The organism is Macrococcoides bohemicum, assembly GCF_003259675.1.
Lineage (GTDB): Bacteria > Bacillota > Bacilli > Staphylococcales > Staphylococcaceae > Macrococcoides > Macrococcoides bohemicum.
Map to the genome: position 1 here is coordinate 174,186 of NZ_PZJG01000002.1, position 20,594 is coordinate 194,779.

Consider the following 20,594-nt stretch of genomic DNA (forward strand, 5'->3'; position numbering starts at 1 on the left):
CTAAAATTAGTCCTTTTTTTTATATGGTGAAGCTTCATCATCTGTAATAATTAATGCATTTGGATGATTAAGTAATACGCTCGCTGGTATATCTTCATCCGGCTGTGTCATACCGTATAACTGTTGAATAATAGGTTGTTTCTTTTCTCCGGTCGCTAAAAGAATAATTCTATCCGATTGCATAATCGTAGTTATCCCCATCGTCACTGCTTGCGTAGGCACCTGGTCAATTGTATCGAAAAATCTTGCATTCGCACGAATCGTTTCTTCTGAAAGGTCGACCATTCTCGTATTAGACGTAAACGATGTACCCGGTTCATTAAAACCTATATGACCATTCGTCCCAATGCCAAGCAACTGAAGATTAACAGGATGTTCTTTCATAATCAATTCATCATAAGCCTTATTATTCTCAGCCAGATTCTCTCTATCATTGTCCGGGAAATAATATTGTTCCGGCTTTATATCAATATGGTTAAATAAATGATGTTTCATGTAATAAAGGTAACTTTGCGGACTTTGCTTATCTAATTCAAAATATTCATCTAGATTAAATGTTTTAAGATGAGATAAATTAACTGGGTTTGACTTTATCAGCTTAACTAATGCAGCATATACAGGTTCCATCGTTCCACCTGTTGCTAATCCTAGTTTAGTATGTGGATTACGCTTGATTTCTCTAAATAATTCTATCGCAACATACTGAGCGGCAAGTGATGCATTCCCTAAATTAATAAATTCCATTATTATATCTCCTTAATCTTCATTGATAAAACCATTGCCTAAAACATCACGGACATCATGGACGACAACAAATGCTTTTTCATCAATCTTTTTAATCATACGTTTTGTCTTTGTAAGCTGTAATTTATTAATAACACAATACAGAACTTCTGTCTCTCTTTTACTATAATACCCGCGACCATTTAGTATTGTAATGCCACGACCAATATCTTCATCTAACATTTTAGCAATCGGATCTGGATTTTGTGAAATGATTGTAATTGCTTTTTTAGGATTTAATCCTTCAATAATCATATCCATTGATTTTGTACCTAAATATAAACTTAAAACTGTTAATAGTGCTTTTTCTACTGGGATAACAGTTAATGAAATCGCCACAACAATTAAATCAAAGAATAACAATGCATAAGATGTACTTACATCTAGATATTTATGAGCAATACGCGCAAGTATTGTTGTACCAGCTGTAGTACCTCCTACCAGCACAATCATTCCGATACCAATGCCTACTAAAAATCCACCGAAAATCGTGCTCACTAAAACTTCTTTTAAATGAAGTTGTAACGGTTCAGTTATTTTTAAAAATACTGAAAGTGCAACGATAGAAATAATCGTTAATGCCATAGAACGTTTCGATAAAAATTTATATCCTACAGCCAGTAATACTAGGTTCATTAATAACGTTGTAATCGCAGGAGACCAACCGAAACTATATAGAAAGATAAGTGACATCCCCGTTACACCGCCTTCACCTAAATTGGCAGGAATAATGAAAACGTTCACTGCAAGAGAAAATATTAAAGAGCCTAACAATACAAAAAAGACTGATTTCCAGGTAATTTTTAAATTTCTAAAATAGTTCATCTTTTCCTCCTTTAATAATTAAATAATAATTGAAGTCGGTTGTAAGTGTATCGAACTTTACACACTCTTTCAACAGTACAGCATAAAAAAGGACACCTGTTTACAGATGCCCCGAAATATATTATTTTAAACGTTATTATTTAAAGAAAGGTTCTTGAATGGCTTTTAAAGTTGCAACTGATTTATCAAATTTTTCTTGTTCTTCAGCTGATAATGGTGTTTCAAATACTTTACTTATACCGTTACGATTGATTAACGTCGGTACACCAATATACACATCATCATGGCCATACTCACCGTTTAATTTTGCTGAAACTGTTAATACAGAGTTTTCATTACCTAATATCGCTTTAGAAATACGCGTTAAGCCCATTGCTACACCGTAGTATGTAGCGCCTTTTGCTTTAATGATTTCGTAAGCTGCATCACGTGTATTCACGTAAATTTCATTCATCTTCTCTTCGTTATTATCTAAGAAGTCAACAACTTTAATGCCTGCAACATTTGCACTACTCCATACTGCAAGTTCAGAGTCACCATGTTCACCGATAATATTTGCTTCTACACTCTCAGCAGCTACACCAATTTCCTGACTTAACAAGTAACGGAAACGTGCTGTATCTAAAATTGTACCTGAACCAATTACACGTCCTTCTGGTAATCCTGAGAATTTTTGAACTGCATACGTTAATACATCTACAGGGTTCGTTGCAATTAAGAAAATACCATCAAACCCAGATTTCATAATGTCATCTACAATTGATTTAAAGATTTTCATGTTTTTCTCAACAAGATCTAAACGTGTTTCTCCAGGCTTTTGAGCTGCACCAGCACAAATTACGATTAAATCTGCGTCTGAACAATCTGCGTAAGTACCATATTTAATATTCATTGGATTTGGCGCATACACAACACCGTGATTTAAATCCATTGCATCTCCGATAGCTTTCGCTTCGTTTAAATCAATAATGACGAATTCATCACAAACACCTTGGTTTAACATTGCGAATGCATAGCTTGATCCAACTGCACCGTTACCCACTAATACAACTTTATTACCTTTAAATTTAGCCATTTCAAATACTCCTTTAAGTTTATTTTGAATTTATTAATGCTATGAATTAAAGCATAATACTTAATACATAAGTCCATAAACATACAAATACGAGTAAAGCGATACTATACTTAAGCGTCATATTTAATAATTTTGATTCTTCCCCAACTGCTCCAACTGCTGCAGATGCAATTGCAATTGATTGTGGTGAAATTAATTTAGCCATAACACCACCAGCTGTGTTTGCTGCTACAAGTAATGCAGGATTTGTACCGATAGTACTTGCTGCAGTCGCTTGTATTGAAGCAAATAATACGTTGTTATTTACAACAGACCCTGTCATAAATACGCCGATCCAACCTAAAATTGGAGAAAGTAATGGGAAGATTGAGCCTGTTTTCGCAATTGCTTGACCCATTGCTACAGTTAACCCACCATATGTTGTTAATTTAGCAATAGCTAAGATTGCTGAAATCGTTACGATTGGAATCCATAACTCTTTAATTGTACGACCAAGTAATTCAATTGATTTACCGATATTAATTTTCGGTGAGAACGCAATTGTTAGTAATACTGCGATTAAAATAGCAGTACCAGTAGCGCCGATAAAGTCTAGTTTAATCATTACACCTTTTCCAAGTGTTTCATTAAACGTACCAGGCATTGTAAATGTAAGAATTGTTTTTGCTAATGGCCCACCTTCAGCGAATAATGCTTTGAATGCTGGTAAGCTCCATAGTAATACTAAACCTGTTAAGAAATAGAACGGGCTCCATGCAGTAATAATCTCTTTCGCTGGATGTTTCGTTACTTTTACCTCATCATCTGTTAAGCGGAAGATATTTTTCGGTTGCCATTTGCTACAGAATAAAGCTAATGCTGCCATCGCAATTAAAGCTGGTAATAACGCAGCAAGTTCTGGCCCCATGAATAAAGTAATAACAATTCCCATACCTGTGTAAACTAAACCTGAAACTAAAATTGCTGGTAATGTTTCTTTAATACCTTTAAAACCATCCAGAATAAACACTAATAAGAATGGGATAACTATATTAATAATAGGTAACGTGAATACAGACGTTTGTGAAACATCCATTGCTGTTACGCCACCCTTTAAACCTAATGTGTTGATGATACCAACTGGTATACCAATTGCTCCAAAGGCACCTGATGCACCGTTAGCTATCAGACAGAACATCGCAGCTTTCAATGGTTCAAAACCTAATTGAACTAGTAAAACTGCACAAATTGCGATTGGTACACCAAATCCTGCTGCTCCTTCTAAGAACGCGTTAAAACAGTATGCAATTAATAATAATTGAATACGCTGGTCAGCTGAAATACCAGAAATCGAATCTTGAATGACCTCGAATTTCCCACTTTCTACAGCAACTTTGTATAACCAAACTGCCATAACGATGATGTAACCAATCGGGAATAAACCTTGTACAATTCCTTCTGTTACACCACCTGCTGCTACAGCACCAGGAATTTTAAATACGAATAATGCAATTAACGCAGTTACAACAAGCGTAAGTATTGCTGCGTTGATACCTTTCATTTTTAAAACTGTTAAACATAATAAAAACATTATAATAGGTACTGCGGCAACAATTGCTGATAACGCTAAATTGTTGAATGGATCGAACGATTCTACGAACATCTCTTTTCCTTCTTTCTAAAATTTGTTTTTTTAGGATATTTACTTTTCACGAAAACAAAGAAAACTGTTACTATCTTAAATCGAATACCCTTAATACAGTTCCATACTACAACGTTATGAAATGTTATGCAAGCATTTTTTGTGATTATTTTCACATATTATGAATATATGTTTTAAAACATGTCAATTTAACCAAATACTTAGCGTAGTAGCCTTTAAGCTAACGAATTTCAGCTAAAATCCCCAATAAAATGATTATTTTACTTAATTAAAGGGTAAACTGTAACTAAATATATTGCAAATGATAACAAATCATATCAATATTATAGGGGATGAAACGATGAAAAAAATAACAACAATTGGTTCAACATTACTTGTTGGCGCTCTTTCGATGACACTTATTACTCCGAACAATGCTGATGCTGCTGGTTATTATTACTGGCACAAAGGTGATATGGATGATAGCACAGTTTTAAAGACAACTTTTAAGAATGCAATTAATAAGAATGGTTTCACGTACGATGGTGTAAACATCAATACTGAATACGGAATATTCAAGCGCGTGATGAAGAATAACCAAATTACTTATAAAAAAGTACATAATGGCGTATACCAATCACGTAATGCGACGTTTATCTTTAGTTTAAAAAATAATAAGCTCTATAATAATTCAAAACTCAAGGGTATCTACTTTAATTTTGATGACTATGCCATTTCTACAGCTAAAATAAAAAAGATATATGGTGCACCTTCAAATACGAAACATATTAAGAACGGTTTAACATATACTTATAAAGCACATTACAATATTAAAAATAAATTCGATTTTGTAAAAACTAAAAATGGCTACAAACTCTCTGGATTTATGACTACAAAATAAAAGCAACTGCAAAACAAAAACCGAATGAATTATCAATGCTCTTACGATTGATAGTTCATTCGGTTCTTTACTATAGCCTGATTAAATATACTAATCAGTTAATTTGCCAGCGACTTCTTATTCGATTTGAATGCACGTTTCAAGCGTCTTCTAAGATCTCTTAACAGTCTTTTCACAAGAACCGTCTCCCTTATCTCGCTTTATTATACACCTACATTATAATAAATCTTTATTAATTCTATATGAATTTAATATTAATTCTACCAGCTAAATAACCCTACAAACGCAGCAGATAATAATGATACTAAAATACCTGCTAGTAACATCATCGGTACATATTTAGCGATAAAGTCAGAAGTTTTCACATCGACGATACCTTTTAATGCCCCAATAATCATACCAACTGTCGAGAAGTTGGCAAATGAGATTAAGAATGTAACAAGTACCGCTTTCATGTGGTTGTCCATTTTCGGAAGTGATTTTTGAATATCAATCATTACAACGAATTCGTTAGTAATGATTTTTTTCGCCATATGAGCACCCACTGTAATTGCTTGATCCCATGGTAATCCAAGTAATAAAGCAAATGGCGCCATAACCCAACCTAAGATTAAATCTAATTTCAGGTCTTTATTAATTAAACCTAATAACATATCAATAAAGTGTGCTAATGATACGAATGCAATTAAGAAAGCGATGATGATTAAAATTAATTTACCTGCACCTAATACAGAATCACCTAAGAACGAGAAGAATGGTTGACGATTCTCATGTTTGATTTCAACAACGTAATCTTCTTCTGGTGTTAATTTAACTGGGTTTAAAATAGTTGCAATAATAATTGCGTTAATAATATTTAATGGAATTGCAGTTAAAACTAATTCACCAGGTACCATTGTTACATAAGCACCAACGATTGAACCTGAAATACAGCTCATTGACATCAATGCAACTGTAAGTACACGTGCTGCATTCATATGACTCACTTGCTCTTTTGAAACAGCCAAAGCTTCAGTATTACCTAGAACCATCATCTCTACTGAATAGAATGATTCAAATTTAGGCTGGCCTGTTACTTTACCGATTAACCAACCGAACCATTTAATAATAAATGGTAATACGCCGATATACATTAAAATATCAAATAAAGGTACTACGAATAAAATTGGTAATAATGCAGAAACTGCCATATCCATTTTTCCAGGACCAGGTGCTGTCCAGCTACCGAACGGCATTCCGATACCTACATATGCTGCTTGTAACATCCAGCTAAATGCATCTGCTACAGCTTTTACACCATTACGTCCCCAAGGGAATTGTGTAAAAAACCATGCTAAGAATAAGTTAACAACTAACATAATAACGACTGATTTCCAGTCGATATTTTTCTTATCACGCGAGAAAACAAATGCGACTAAAATAAAGACAAAGATACCTAAAACATTAAGCAATAAATAAGTATTCATGATTTCCACCTTTTATTTTTTTTATCTTTAAGATTATAGCATGATTAACTCGTAAACAATACAATTATTTTCATTTATTTACGAACATTTTTTCATACTGTTGTCATTATTTTTTCAAATCTCGAATATTAAAAGTTTTGAAAACGTTTTATCAATAATATCATCTGTATTTATTTTTTATTTTGTCATATTACACTCGATTGTCGAAAAATTATTTTTAAAAGATAATGTATGTCTTTTTCTATTAGGGTATTATGATAAAATGTAATCATTGAAAACAGAACATAGGAGTTTTATATCATGAAAAATTATAATTTAAAAAGCTTTATTGTAAGCTTTATTCTTTTCTTTTCATTTACAGGATCGATTTCAGCAGCGACACCGTCTGAAATTGCAACACAGGAAGGGATGAATATAGCTCCTAAGTATAATCCTAAAGGTACGATTGTTATTGCTGAAAAAAATGGGCAGATTCTGTATGGTGATAATATTGATACCAAAGCACCACCCGCTTCTATGTCTAAATTGATGTCTTTATATTTGTTGATGGAAGAAATGGAAAAAAGAAAAATTACTTTTAGTACAAAAGTAACAGTTAACGATAAATATTGGACGATTGCCCGTTTACCGATGTTAAGTAATAACGTCTTTAGAAAAGGTGCCACTTATAAGGTCTCCGATCTTATTCAGCTTGCAGTAACGCCATCAAGTAATGCGGCAACTTATATGTTAGTGAATTTAGTAGAAAAAGACGATTCTGATTTCGTGGATCGTATGAATAAAACAGCAAAAGTACTTGGGATGAAAAATACTCGTTTCTTAAATCCTGTCGGTGCACCAAATAATATGCTTCTTCAATATAAACCAAAGCGTTATCAAGCAGATGGAGATAATTTAACGTCTGCACGCGATTATGCGATTTTAAGTCAGCATTTAGTAAGCGAACATCCAGAAATTTTAAAGTTTACTAAAAAAGCGTTCGTTACTGTTAAACCTGGTACTGAAGATGAAGAGTCATTTAAAACTTATAACCATTCTTTAGAAGGGGGACAATACCCTTTTAAAGGAGCAGACGGATTAAAGACTGGTTCTAGTGATACAGCCGGTTTCAATGTAACAGTTACCGCTAAACAGCAAAACATGCGTGTTATCGCAGTCGTTCTAGGTGTACAACATTGGCTGGATCCTGATGCGGAATACAATAGAAATAAAATGGCTAACGCTGTGATGCAGGATGCATTTAATAAATATGAATATAAAAAGGTTTTAACAAAAGGCATACATAAACTTAACGGTAAAGAATACTTTGTTCATAAAGATTTATATGACATCGTGAAAAAAGATCAACCCGGAAAATTAATTTTAAAAGATGGTAGCGTTCATTATGATTATGAACGTCAATTTGTATCCAAAGATTATAAACCTGCAAGTGTAAAATACGAAGATTACCAGCAATATAAATTGAAGAAGTTTTGGAATGATCATTATTTATCAATAATGACTGCCTTAATTTCTTCATTTTTATTGGGACTTGGGATATTGATTTACTATTATTGGCCGAAAATTAAGAAGAACTAAAAAAGATGCGTCTCCAGATTGAGGAGTCGCATCTTTTTTTATGCTACTATCTTTATGAGGTGAAGCATTTGAATACTTTTTTATTGTTAGCATTTGCTAGCATTTATTTAATATTATCATTATATTACTATAATCGACCGAATGTATTGATGTTGTGGTTGAGTTATTTACCAACATTATTGCACGAATTCGGACATGCATTGATATGTCAGTTAACTGGGGGAAAAGTAAGCGACATTGTTATCGTGACAAGAAGGTCTGAACGACTTGCTACCGGACGTAACGGTTATGCTATTTCACATACGACATCTGGATGGAATCGATTTGCTACTTTTATCACAGGTTATTTGTTTCCACCACTATTTTTAATACTTGGAGTATTTTGTTTATCGAGAGCGTGGCAAATCGGTTTTTGGATATTACTAGGACTTGTGTTTCTCTATTATTTTGTAAAAACATCTCGAAAAATATTTCCATTTGTCGTGATAATATTGATTATCGGTGGATTTTATTTGTATTATCGGTATCCGGATGTTGTTTCAATGTGGATGGTTGGAGATTGGTTCATTTATATCGTGCTAGGCGTTCTATTGGCTGACACGATTCTATCAAGCTATACGATGACTATCATCTATTTCCAGGGGAATACTTCTTGGGATGGTGCAATGTTAAGCCGTTTAACAAGATTGCCAGTTTTGGTTTATTATTTCTTGTTTATGATAGTGCAACTCGGAAGCTGCTGGTACGTTGTGAAAGTCATAGTATTGGGATGATGTGGCTTTGGATAGGATTTTTTCGTTAGTTGGTTGGGGCGGTTCTCTCACTGAATCGGCCCATTTTACCCTACTTGGAGCGGTTCTCTAGCTGAATCGGCCAACTTAAATCATAGTTTATTATAATATTTTTCAAAGTAATAGTATCTATCATCAACTTTATTAAAATATTTCTCAAGCACTCTTTTAGTCGTATGCCTCAACTCCCTTCCTACCCAGCGATGAGCATCCTTTGTTGTTATCGGGCGATTCAACAATACTTCTAATTCTATCAAGTTATCTCTAATCAATTCCACCTTCTTCATACGCTTCAAACACCCTTTACACACAATCGCTTTCGTCTTATCACAAATAACGTTAATTTCCAAACCACATTCCGTACATTGCAGTCCGCGCTTAACATCTTTAAAGTTAAAATTCGGCCTTCGGTCATACAAACTAATTGGTCTATATATCTGCAAGTATAACAATGCGTGGTAGCTGAATCATGATTGTCCTCCATTATGTGATATCTTCCATATAACAAATCGTTGTAAAATTATTATTACAAATATATAAATTTTACATAAAAAAAGACATCACTACAAAGTGATGTCCTTTAAAAACTTAATGCGTATAAATTGTGCCAGTAAACTGCATATCACGATAATCACTATAAACGGTACGACAGATGTTTCTCCCATAAGCCCAACGAGTGGTGATAATAATCCACCTACCAGAAACTGCATCAATCCTAAAATTGAAGATGCGCTTCCTGCTCCTTGTTTCTGAACCTGCATCGCAATGGAAAATCCTGTTGTTCCAATCATACTGACCGGTGTAATCAGTAAGAAGAAACTTATCCATAGACACCACATCGGTAAATGTAATATGAGTACGATGCTTGTCGCTATCATTCCAACGAGTTGAATCGTCTGACCTAACTTCAGTATGTTTACTTCACTCATTTTATCTACTAACTTCGCTGTAATCTGACTAAATATAATCAAACCAACACCATTGAAAGCAAATAGATAACTAAACTGTTGTGCATTCATATGATATATTTTCTGAGTTATAAAAGGTGATCCAGAGATATAACTAAACAAAATACCATAAGTCAAAGCTTGTAACATTAATACCGTTACAAACTGTTTATTGGTGAGTAGTTTTTTGAAATCATTTACGATTGATTTCAATGCCCCTTCATTACGCGCTGATTTCGGCAAACTTTCATTTAGTGTAAAAGAAAGAAAAAACATCAACGCACCATATATCGATAGTATGATAAACACCGTTTGCCATGTTGACACGCTTAAAATTATTCCTCCGATAACGGGTGCTAGAATTGGTGCTAAACCATTTACAAGCATTAAGACTGCCATAAATTTCGTTAAATCTTTTCCTTTATATAGATCACTTGATATAGCACGGGACAAAACAGCTCCTGCCCCACCAGAAAATCCTTGAATAAATCGGAATAATACGAGCATACCAATACTAGTACTTGTAGCTGCCAATAATGATGATAACGCGTAAACTAACAAAACAACTGCCAGTGGTTTCTTCCTTCCGATAATATCACTGAGTGGTCCCACAAAAATTTGTCCGACGGCAAGGCCAATCATACATGCAGTAAGACTTAATTGTGCATTCGATGCTGTCGTATGCAGTTCATCTGCTACGCTTGGTAACGCGGGAAGATACATATCTAGTGAAAGTGGACCGAATGCTGCTAACAACCCCAATACAATTACTAATATGAATTTATTTTGTTCTTTTATTACTCCTTGTTTCATAGCACCCTCCGTAATGAAATAATTATTAGTATACATCAATCCATAATGCATATCACTTGTTTAACTTCAATATAAGAGGGAAAATGTAACTACAAGAAAATTTAGAAAGAGGGATATACATGACAGAATCAATTAATAATGTTCATAAAGATCTATTTATCAATGGCGAATGGATAAAGACCGCTGATTATAAAGATTTAATTAATCCTGCAACAGGAGAAGTTATCGCTAAAATTGCACAAGCTGATGAGACACAGGTAGAAGATGCAATTCAGGCAGCCTATGATGCTTTTCAACCATGGAAAAATCTTGAATTAAAAGATCGTACTCAATACTTACACAACATTGCTGATTTACTAGAAGAACATGCTGACCGCCTTGCAGAAATTATGACAATCGAGCAAGGGAAATCAATAAAAGAATCGAAGCTAGAAGTGATTGCTGGCGCTGAGAGTTTTAGATGGAATGCTGAGGAAGCACGTCGTTTGTATGGTGAAACAATACCTGCACCAAATGACCATAAGTATGAAATCGCCTATGAACCAGTAGGTGTCGTTGGTGCGATTACACCTTGGAACTTCCCATCCGGAATGATTACCCGTAAGATTGCACCTGCACTTGCAGCAGGAAATACTGTTGTGCTTAAACCATCAAGTGACACACCACTTTCAGCTTTAGCCATCTTTGAATTATTTGAACAAGCAAAATTACCTAAAGGTGTTGCCAATATCGTTATGGGTAGCTCAAAAGAAATAGGTGAAGCTATGACTTCATCAAAATTAGTGAAGAAGATAACATTCACAGGTTCTACACCTATTGGTAAAGCGCTCTATGCACAATCAGCTGATACATTAAAAAAAATGTCGCTTGAACTGGGTGGCCATGCACCATTTATCATCAACGAAGATGCAGATATCGATGCAGCGGTAGAAGGATTAATGGCTGCCAAATTCCGTAACAACGGACAAGTTTGTATTGCACCAAATAGAATTTTTGTTCATAAATCTATTAAAGATGAGGTATTAAAACAACTTACTGAAAAAGTTGAAGCACTTAAAGTTGGAAATGGTCTTAACGAAGATACGAATGTCGGACCACTTATTCGAGAAGATGCTATCGATAAAATTAAGAAGCAGATTATTAATGCAACTGATAAAGGTGCAACGCTTGTTACAGGTGGCCATCGCTTAACAGGTGATGAATATGATAATGGTTTCTTCTTCCAGCCAACAATTTTAGATAATGTTAATAGAACGATGGATATTTTCTATGAAGAAACATTCGGTCCAGTGATTCCGATCATTACCTTTGATACTTTAGACGAAGTCATCGAAATGGCTAATGACAGTGAATTTGGGTTAGCAAGTTATGCATATGCTAAAGATAGCAAAACAATACAAACGATAGCTACTTCACTTGAATATGGTATGGTTGGTATAAACGAAGTCGCTATTTCAAATCCAGAAACACCATTTGGCGGCGTAAAGCATTCAGGGTTCGGAAGAGAAAATTCTCACCTTGGTATTAAAGAATACGTTACAGCTAAATTTATTAATACAAAATTTCTTTAATTAAAATGATGGCATTTTGCCATCATTTTTTTATTTACATATTTAATTTATTTTCATATACTTATATAGTTAGTTAGCCTAACTATATAAAGGAGTATATAAGATGTCCAGAGAACTTCAACAGATACACTTATTCGATCATATTCTTGCCATAAGAAAAGCATATGTTGATTATATGAACAAATCATTAAATCAATACGGTCTCTCCTCCGCACAATGGCTTGTACTCAAGATAATCGTGCACAAGCAATCAACGACATTAGTAGAAATCGCCAGGATACGTAATATCGAAAAACCTACCGCAACAAAAATAATTCAGTCTCTTATTAATAATGAATTTATTAAAAGTTCAGTCGGACAAGATAAAAGATTAAGGCTCCTCACCCCTACCGACAAAGGATATACCGTCTATGAAGAAGTCATGATAATGATTACATCTGTTCAGACCACTTATTTAAAGGATATCGATGTTGAAACTTTACAAACTATTAACGATGCACTCTCAACAATTAAAATTACTGAAGATTAGAAAGGATTTGTTATATTTGGAAGAAAAATTATGGACTAAACCATTTATCATGGTCTCTTTAATCAATTTTATATTAATGTTATCGATGTTTTTATTACTTGTAACAATCGGCGGTTATGCTGTAGATGAGTATCATGTTTCAACAAGTACAGCAGGTCTCGTATCTGGTATCTTTATTGTCGGAAGTTTATTCGGAAGGTTTTGGGCAGGTAAAAATATCGATGTTTATGGCCAGAAGAAAGTACTTATTATCGGCGTTATCATCTTTACAATTACTACTGCACTTTACTTCACTTCTTTCAACCTTACTTTATTGCTACTTGTCAGATTCTTAAATGGAATTGGGAATGGTATCGCTTCTACAGCTACAGGGACAATTGCTGCATTTATTACACCGATGAAACGTCGTGGTGAAGGTATCAGTTATTTTAGTATGAGTACTGTTATGGCTACTGCTATCGGACCATTTTTAGGATTATCTTTATTACAAATCATTACGTTCAGACAATTATTCATCTTTTGTTTAGTTCTTGCGATGATAGGCTTACTATTATTGCCACAGGTCACCGTAAATCAAGAAGTGAAACGATTACATTCAAATGCTCCAAGTGGATTCAGTATTAAAGATTACATCGATATAAATGCCATTCCGATTTCTATCGTCGTTCTCATTTGTTGTACAGCGTATTCGAGTGTACTCAGTTTTATTTCTTTCTTCGCCAAAGAGAATAACTTAATTACTGCAGGCAGTTTTTTCTTTTTAACTTATGCAGGCGTTGTATTGGTTTCAAGACCTATTACAGGTAAGTTAATGGATAATAGAGGGACAAATATCGTAATGTATCCAGCATTAGTATCTTATTTCTTAGGATTATTAACACTAAGCTTCACACATTCATCCTGGATGTTAATTTTAAGTGCTGCATTCCTAGGCTTTGGTTATGGTAACTTCCAGTCCATCGCTCAAGCAATCGCAGTAAAAGTTACTGATCACGAAAAGATGGGTCTTGCTACAAGTACTTATTTTATCTTTTTAGACTTTGCACTTGGGTTTGGTCCATACATTCTTGGTATATTTATCCCTATAATCGGTTTACATGGCTTATACGGCTATATGAGCATCTTTGTGATTATAGGCGGCATTGCATATTACATATTACATGGTAGAAAAGCACATTTATATTCTTAATTTTTTCGTATGTCTTTACTATAGTTATGAATTATAGGACAATAATTTATACTATAAAATTTTTGGATGTGAACTAATATGAAAATATTTTTAACGGGCGCAACCGGATTTGTCGGCGCTCAACTAATCGATAATTTGCTTTACAATAAAGACTATGAACTTTATGTTCTGTACCGCGATGAACATCGTAAAAATAAACTTATTACAGAAGACAATAAAGACAGATTACATTTTATTAAAGGTGATATTACTGCAGAAGATTTTGGTGTAGATAACGATACGATTTCGCTTCTTCCAGCTATGGATTATTTCTATCATCTAGCGGCACTCGTAAAATTTGATGAAGATTTAAGAGAAGATTTATTTAAGATTAATTATGAAGGTACTCAGCATGCATTAGCATTTGCTGAAAAAATCAATACGAAACATTTCCTATATGTATCCACAGCTTATACTGTGGGTATGCTTGAAGATGCAAAAGAAGTATTACATGATATCAACGCTGAAACAAATAATCCATATGAAGAAAGTAAAGTGAAAGCTGAACATTTAGTTGCTGCTTCAAAAATGAAGACGTCTATTTTAAGACCTGCAATTATCATCGGAGATTCAGTTACAGGTGAAGCGGACTCTAAGTTTACAATGTACGGCTTTATGAAAGCATTGAAAGTCTTTAAACGCAAGATGGATCGTAATCCAGAAAGCGATAAGCATACATATAGATTATTTGCAGATAATAACTGTACATCTAACTTAGTTCCAGTGGATTACGTTGTACGTGTTTTGACACGCGCAATACCAAACGCCGAAGATAAGAAAATTTATCATATCACAAACAACGAACCACCCGAAAACTTAGCAATACTAGAAATCATCAAAAAGTATTTAAACTTCAATCAGTTGACTGTTGCACCTACGAGTGAACAACATACGATGAACGACCAGGAAGCTATCCTGAATGGTTATATCGAAGTATTCGAACCTTATTTTAAAAAATCAATTACTTTTGATGAAACAAATACAAAAGCAATGCTTGATAAAACAGGAGAACATACACTGACCCTTACGACAGCACAACTCGACCATATCATAGAAGTATTCTTTAAATCATAAAAAGGATTCGGACAAATGTCCAAATCCTTTTTTCATTTTTATTAACATGTTAGTTACATTATATCACTTTTTTATTTGCATAGTTTTGATAATACTCTTTGAAAGTGATAAACACTTTCTTTTTCTCATCATATAACTTATATCGTATTGATTCTAAGCTTCTCTTTAAAGTAATCGTTGTTGCATGCTGTAAAGGCGGCGTTTCTTCATGTGCTTTCTCTAAGTAATAGTTTGGAATTCTCGGACTTAAGTGATGCACGTGATGGAAACCAATATTTCCTGTTAACCACTGTAACAATTTCGGTAGCTTATAATATGAACTACCTTCAACAGCAGCTTTTACATAATCCCATTCTGAATTTTCTTCAAAATAAGACTCTTCAAAGGTATGCTGAATATAGAACATCCAAATCCCAAGCATTCCTCCGACAAACATTACTGGAATAAATACTGCAGCAAACATTCCCAAACCGAAGAAATAAATAATCGCTCCATATACTACAATGATTGCTATATTATGCAACCATGTGTTGATCTTTTCTTTTTGCCTTGCATCTTTACGATTAAATCGATTTGAAATAAGCAATAAATAAATCGGACCAATTACAAACATTACAAACGGATTTCGATATATGCGATAAGCAAGTTGTGTCTTCTTATCAGCAGCTTCGTATTCTTCAATTGTCATCATCCAAATATCACCGACACCTTTTTTATCTAAATTCCCACTCGTAGCGTGGTGAATATTATGTTCTCTGCGCCATTGCTGATATGGAAATAACGTTAAAAATCCTGTAAAATTTCCTAAACGATCATTCCACTTTTTGTTCTTAAAAAACGAACCATGGCAACAATCATGAAAAATAATGAAACTACGTACTAAAAAGAACGCCCCAACTACACCAAGTGCAATTGAAATCAATGGTGAAACCTGATACGCAAACATGCCTAAAATGATACATAGTAAATAAGGTACGAGCGTATTAAAAATTTGTATGATACTCAACTGAAATTCAGATTTCTCATACGGCTTTACTGCTTTTCTTAACATTAACTTTTTATCCCTTTCCATAGGTCACCTCTAAATAAAATAATAATGAAGCCAGTATTCCCTAATCAGTTACAAAAAGTCTTTATTCAACTATTATAAACGTTTAATCCAAATAATAAAACACAAAAAATAGCACCTAGTCTTAAAAACAGACCAAATGCTATTTTACTATTATTTATCATTATATGAACACGATACAATCAGTTTACATATTATTTTATTATTATATTTATATAACAATAAAATTATCCGCCGATATAATTCATATTGATTTTTTTCCTTTTTCTATTTTTCACAGTTTCTTCAGTGCGTTCATCTGAATAACGATCACTACGATTGTTCCAAAGTTTGGTAAGCTTTGCTTCAAGTGCTTCATCGCTTACACCGCTTCTCATAAATGATTTGATATCATAACCATCTGTCGCAAAAAGACAACCGAATATCTTACCGTCAGAACTTAAACGTGCACGCGTACAACTTGAGCAAAACGACTCAGAAACACTCGTGATAAATCCAAGTTTTGCACCATTATCATGCGTATAATACTTTGCCACTTCACCGAAATACTTCGGGGCTTCGGGTTGAATGTCAAATGCTTTGGAAATGGCTTCAATCATTTCTTTTTTAGAGATAACTTTATCAAAATTCCAGCCATTATCATTACCCACATCCATAAATTCAATGAAACGTAACGTAATTTTCTTATCTTTAAAATATTGCACCATCGGTATCATCTGATCATCATTTAAACCTTTTTGGATAACCATATTCATCTTCACTTTCAGACCGATAGATACTGCATAATCAATTTGTTCTAAAATTTGGTTAGCCTTAATACCACGCCCATTGATTGCTTCAAATGATTCATCCAACGCGTCAAGCGATACATTAATACGACGTAATCCAGCATCATATAATGCCTGCCCATGTTTCTTTAATAGTAGGCCATTTGTAGTCAAACCAATATCTTCAATGCCTTCAATATTATTAAGTTCAGCAATAAGCGTCGGCAAATCACGTCGTAGTAAAGGTTCACCACCTGTGATTCGAATCTTTTTTACACCTAACTTAGCATAAATTTTTGCCAACCTCACAAGTTCTCCAAATGAAAGCAACTCATCTTTCGGTAAGAAGACATAATCATCTCCGAATATTTCTTTCGGCATACAATATGTGCATCTAAAATTACAACGGTCCGTTACTGAAATTCTAAGGTCGCGGATCGGACGTCCTAATTTATCTGTTATTTGCCCCATAATATCCACTCCTTAATTTTAGGACACGTTTTAAATCTTCTTTTGTATTGATATTTTCATACCAAAATGGTGTACTGTTAATACGATTGATATGAATTAATTTCGCATTTTGCTGCGTCAATTCTTTTAATGCAAGTCGTCCTGCATCAAGCGATTCTTTTACGCTTGGTAATAACGCATAGCGATATACAGCAATCGTTCTGTGTATTTGCTCATTATCTTGATATAAGATGACATTTGATCTATGGTGTATTCCTGCCATCTCAATCAGGTAACGAATCGCGACTGAAGTAACAAAAGGTGTGTCAACAGAAATTACACAATAGTCTTCATTTGGAATTGCATGCATTACAGCATAAATGCCTGATAATGGTCCACATTCTTTATAAGATACTTCATCAACAATTACTTCAATTTCAAGCTTACGCATCTTTATATCATCTATAAAATATTGCGATAACATCTTATTTGAACTTAGTACAATTCGCTCTATACCACTTTCAATCATTGCTTGATAAACATGTACATAAAATGGTTTCTCATCGAGTGGATATAGCGATTTATGACTTCCAAAACGAGAAGATTTACCCCCCGCAAGTATTACACCTATCATCTAACCACCACTTACCGGGGGAATGAGTGCAACAATATCGTTATTTTGAATCATTTCGTCATCCTTGACAAATTCCTCATTCACAGCTATTTGATAGCTTTCACCTTGAATGTTTGGGTATGTCTTTCCTAAGTGTGCTTTCAAGTCATTTACTGAAATAGGCTCAGTGAATGTAAACTCATCCTGAGAGCGATTCACTTTAGCTTTAATATGTGCAAAATATAATATTTTCATTTATATCACCCTTTGTAATTTGGATGGTATCCGCGTTGGCCACCAATCCATTCTTCTCCGTCTTCCCAAATTTCTTTTTTCCAGATCGGGACGACTTCTTTTATACGTTCGATTGCGTATTCATTCGCAGCATAACTATCTTTACGATGCGGACTAGACACACAGATTACAACGGCAATTTCTGATACTTGTAAATTTCCGATGCGATGCGCAATACTTACAATTGTTCCTGGCCATTTCTCATTAATTTCTTTACCGATTTGTGCGAGCTTTTTCTCAGCCATCGGAATATATGCTTCATACTCTAAATACTCTGTTTTAATCCCTTGTGTCCATTCACGGACAATACCTGTAAATACACAAACTGCACCTTGATGCGGTGTTACAGTCATCTTCCTATAATGCTCAACATCGATTGGCATCGTTACAACTTCAAATTGTTTCACGTGTATCATCCACCCATTTGTTTATAAATGTCTTAATCATTGTAGTGCATTCCCGTTGATCTTTTGAAGTATCAACCATTAAATTTATATTGTTTAATCTTTTTAAATCATACTCATCTTCAGTCGATTTAAATAATACTATTTTATCATAATTTGCCTGCTTATAACCTTCTATAAGAATTACATCCGGATGAGAGGTTACCTCGTGCTGAATAATATCGTCTAAATTATTCAGTGCATCTTTATCTTCTTGTTTGATCAGCTTGTGTATATACTGATAACCTTGTACAATGCTCTCATCAGCACCACTTTCCATATAAGTAATGTGATCACGTGATTTAGGTATATCAATTTCGTCACCATTTTTGTCCCCGTGATGTTTAATAACAGCAACTGATAATCCTTTAGCCTTTAATAAACGAATCATTGTATTCATAATTGTTGTCTTGCCACTTTTTTTATATCCTACTACTTGTAATATTTTTACCATGGGACACCGTCTGAAGGCGACAATCTATTTACCAATACATCAACTGTATCCCCTGTCACAAATCCTCTCGTACCACCTGGCAGCACAATCATACTATTGCTCGTAGCAATCGCTATTACAGCATTACTTTTATTAAATCCGCTAGGTTTTACAGTCATCGTTCTATAGTCTAGATCCGCACGAATAAAACGCGTGAAAGGGTTAGCTTTCGTAAAATCTTCGGATAATACAGCTTTTACAAATGTTGGATAGACATCTCTTTCACCCATCATCGTTCGTAACACTGGACGTGTATATAATTCAAATCCTGTATAGCACGCGCTTGGATTGCCCGATAATCCAAATAAAAATTTATTTTCTTTTACAGAAACTGTCGTTACACTACCTGGGCGCATCGCAATTTTATTGAATAATACTTCAGCTGCTAAGTCCTTATAAATTTGCGGCATATAATCAAAGTCGCCGACACTTACGCCACCAGTAGTAATAACGATATCATGCTTTTGATATGCATCATGCACCGCTTTAAAAAGCGTTTCGTAATCATCCGCTTTGACATGATAATTCAGGACGTCGATATTCATATCTTTACATAGTCCCATAATCATCGGGCCGTTTGAGTTTCTTATTTTTCCAGGTGATAACGCTTCATCGATATCAACAAGCTCACTTCCTGTTGCGATGATTGCAACTGATGGCTTTTTATATACTTTCACTGTTGCATAAGAAAAGGTTGCAAGTACCGCAATCACTCCAGCATTGATGAACGTACCTCGCTCGAGGATTGTATCACCTTTTTTGCATTCTTCACCCTGGAATGAAATGTTCTCACCACTTGTAAATGGCTTTCTTAGTGTAAACCCATCATCTGTAACTACAGTTTGTTCAAGCATTACAACTGCATCAGCACCTGCAGGAATTTCAGCACCTGTCATAATGCGCACTGCTTCATTTTCTTTAAGTGCCTTCTCACTTACACTACCAGCCCCAATATGGTCAACTACTTTAAAAGCGATGCGGTTGTCTCCGCTCGCTCCAGCACTTGCTTCACTACGAATAGCGAAACCGTCATATGGAGACTTATTAAACATCGGGATATCATAAGTAGCGATGATATCCTCTGCTAAAACATAATTTAAACTTTCAAGATAATTAATTTCTATAACTTCTTTTTGCTTGGCATATTTGATACATTTCTCAATCGCTTCACTAACAGGTATTGGTGTCCTTTTCTCTAACATATATATCCTCCCGCTCTAAAATTGTAGTATTATAAATATAATTATATAAGAAAGGAAGTAA

The 20,594-nt window shown here is 34.3% G+C and carries 21 protein-coding genes; 7 read left to right on the plus strand and 14 right to left on the minus strand.

Features of this window, described 5'->3' with window-relative positions; translation table 11 throughout:
* Positions 1-6 precede the first annotated feature (6 nt).
* The 4 genes from BHX94_RS05430 to BHX94_RS05445 form a co-directional block, all read right to left on the minus strand.
* The gene (locus BHX94_RS05430) at positions 7-744 is read right to left on the minus strand and encodes a glucosamine-6-phosphate deaminase (protein ID WP_199798141.1); all 738 of its coding nucleotides are present in this window, start codon (positions 742-744) and stop codon (positions 7-9) included.
* Positions 745-756: 12 nt separating this feature from the next.
* Positions 757-1,608: a YitT family protein gene (locus BHX94_RS05435; RefSeq protein ID WP_111745226.1), complete on the minus strand. Its 852-nt coding sequence runs from the start codon at positions 1,606-1,608 to the stop codon at positions 757-759.
* Positions 1,609-1,744: 136 nt separating this feature from the next.
* Positions 1,745-2,683: an L-lactate dehydrogenase gene (locus BHX94_RS05440; protein WP_111745227.1), complete on the minus strand. Its 939-nt coding sequence runs from the start codon at positions 2,681-2,683 to the stop codon at positions 1,745-1,747.
* A gap of 46 nt (positions 2,684-2,729) precedes the next feature.
* A complete protein-coding gene (locus tag BHX94_RS05445; RefSeq protein ID WP_111745228.1) occupies positions 2,730-4,325 on the minus strand; it encodes an L-lactate permease in 1,596 nt (531 codons plus the stop codon).
* A gap of 340 nt (positions 4,326-4,665) precedes the next feature.
* On the opposite strand from BHX94_RS05445, the gene BHX94_RS05450 reads away from it, so the two are divergent.
* Positions 4,666-5,205: a hypothetical protein gene (locus BHX94_RS05450; protein ID WP_111745229.1), complete on the plus strand. Its 540-nt coding sequence runs from the start codon at positions 4,666-4,668 to the stop codon at positions 5,203-5,205.
* Between the two features lie 260 nt (positions 5,206-5,465).
* Here BHX94_RS05450 and BHX94_RS05455 read toward each other — a convergent pair whose 3' ends face one another.
* Entirely contained in the window at positions 5,466-6,671 is a 1,206-nt protein-coding gene (locus BHX94_RS05455; RefSeq protein WP_111745230.1) for a NupC/NupG family nucleoside CNT transporter, read from the minus strand.
* A 300-nt stretch (positions 6,672-6,971) separates the two neighbouring features.
* On the opposite strand from BHX94_RS05455, the gene BHX94_RS05460 reads away from it, so the two are divergent.
* Complete coding sequence (locus BHX94_RS05460; RefSeq protein ID WP_111745231.1) at positions 6,972-8,249, plus strand: DUF1958 domain-containing protein; 1,278 nt, start codon at positions 6,972-6,974, stop codon at positions 8,247-8,249.
* 68 nt (positions 8,250-8,317) lie between these two features.
* Entirely contained in the window at positions 8,318-9,022 is a 705-nt protein-coding gene (locus tag BHX94_RS05465) for a M50 family metallopeptidase (protein WP_170120768.1), read from the plus strand.
* Between the two features lie 110 nt (positions 9,023-9,132).
* Here the strand turns inward: BHX94_RS05465 and BHX94_RS05470 are convergent, their stop codons facing one another.
* Together BHX94_RS05470 and BHX94_RS05475 are read right to left on the minus strand one after the other, a co-directional pair.
* Positions 9,133-9,390 carry a hypothetical protein gene (locus BHX94_RS05470; RefSeq protein ID WP_146606900.1) on the minus strand — a complete coding sequence of 86 codons (258 nt, stop codon included), beginning with the start codon at positions 9,388-9,390 and terminating at the stop codon, positions 9,133-9,135.
* Between the two features lie 213 nt (positions 9,391-9,603).
* Positions 9,604-10,800 (minus strand): putative multidrug effflux MFS transporter TcaB, encoded by a 1,197-nt coding sequence (locus BHX94_RS05475; protein ID WP_111745234.1) that lies wholly within the window; start codon positions 10,798-10,800, stop codon positions 9,604-9,606.
* A gap of 119 nt (positions 10,801-10,919) precedes the next feature.
* On the opposite strand from BHX94_RS05475, the gene BHX94_RS05480 reads away from it, so the two are divergent.
* From BHX94_RS05480 to BHX94_RS05495, 4 genes are all read left to right on the plus strand, one after another.
* A complete protein-coding gene (locus tag BHX94_RS05480; protein WP_111745235.1) occupies positions 10,920-12,371 on the plus strand; it encodes an NAD-dependent succinate-semialdehyde dehydrogenase in 1,452 nt (483 codons plus the stop codon).
* A gap of 103 nt (positions 12,372-12,474) precedes the next feature.
* Complete coding sequence (locus BHX94_RS05485; RefSeq protein WP_111745236.1) at positions 12,475-12,900, plus strand: MarR family winged helix-turn-helix transcriptional regulator; 426 nt, start codon at positions 12,475-12,477, stop codon at positions 12,898-12,900.
* Between the two features lie 16 nt (positions 12,901-12,916).
* Positions 12,917-14,089, plus strand: a complete 1,173-nt coding sequence (locus BHX94_RS05490) for an MFS transporter (RefSeq protein WP_232508194.1) — start codon at positions 12,917-12,919, stop codon at positions 14,087-14,089.
* 78 nt (positions 14,090-14,167) lie between these two features.
* The gene (locus BHX94_RS05495) at positions 14,168-15,202 is read left to right on the plus strand and encodes an SDR family oxidoreductase (protein WP_111745237.1); all 1,035 of its coding nucleotides are present in this window, start codon (positions 14,168-14,170) and stop codon (positions 15,200-15,202) included.
* A gap of 58 nt (positions 15,203-15,260) precedes the next feature.
* On the opposite strand, the gene desA is transcribed toward BHX94_RS05495, so the two are convergent.
* From desA to BHX94_RS05530, 7 genes are all read right to left on the minus strand, one after another.
* Positions 15,261-16,274 carry a Delta(5) desaturase DesA gene (gene desA / locus BHX94_RS05500; protein ID WP_111745238.1) on the minus strand — a complete coding sequence of 338 codons (1,014 nt, stop codon included), beginning with the start codon at positions 16,272-16,274 and terminating at the stop codon, positions 15,261-15,263.
* 224 nt (positions 16,275-16,498) lie between these two features.
* On the minus strand, positions 16,499-17,512 hold the full coding sequence (gene moaA / locus BHX94_RS05505) for a GTP 3',8-cyclase MoaA (RefSeq protein ID WP_111745356.1): 1,014 nt from the start codon (positions 17,510-17,512) through the stop codon (positions 16,499-16,501).
* Positions 17,490-18,122 carry a molybdenum cofactor guanylyltransferase gene (mobA, locus tag BHX94_RS05510; protein WP_111745239.1) on the minus strand — a complete coding sequence of 211 codons (633 nt, stop codon included), beginning with the start codon at positions 18,120-18,122 and terminating at the stop codon, positions 17,490-17,492. Before mobA ends, moaA begins: the two co-directional genes overlap by 23 nt.
* On the minus strand, positions 18,123-18,356 hold the full coding sequence (locus BHX94_RS05515) for a MoaD/ThiS family protein (RefSeq protein WP_096077553.1): 234 nt from the start codon (positions 18,354-18,356) through the stop codon (positions 18,123-18,125).
* A 5-nt stretch (positions 18,357-18,361) separates the two neighbouring features.
* Entirely contained in the window at positions 18,362-18,802 is a 441-nt protein-coding gene (locus tag BHX94_RS05520; RefSeq protein WP_096077554.1) for a molybdenum cofactor biosynthesis protein MoaE, read from the minus strand.
* Entirely contained in the window at positions 18,789-19,292 is a 504-nt protein-coding gene (gene mobB / locus BHX94_RS05525; protein ID WP_111745240.1) for a molybdopterin-guanine dinucleotide biosynthesis protein B, read from the minus strand. Before mobB ends, BHX94_RS05520 begins: the two co-directional genes overlap by 14 nt.
* Positions 19,286-20,533, minus strand: a complete 1,248-nt coding sequence (locus BHX94_RS05530) for a molybdopterin molybdotransferase MoeA (protein ID WP_111745241.1) — start codon at positions 20,531-20,533, stop codon at positions 19,286-19,288. The genes mobB and BHX94_RS05530 overlap by 7 nt, the downstream gene beginning before the upstream one ends.
* Positions 20,534-20,594: the final 61 nt, after the last annotated feature.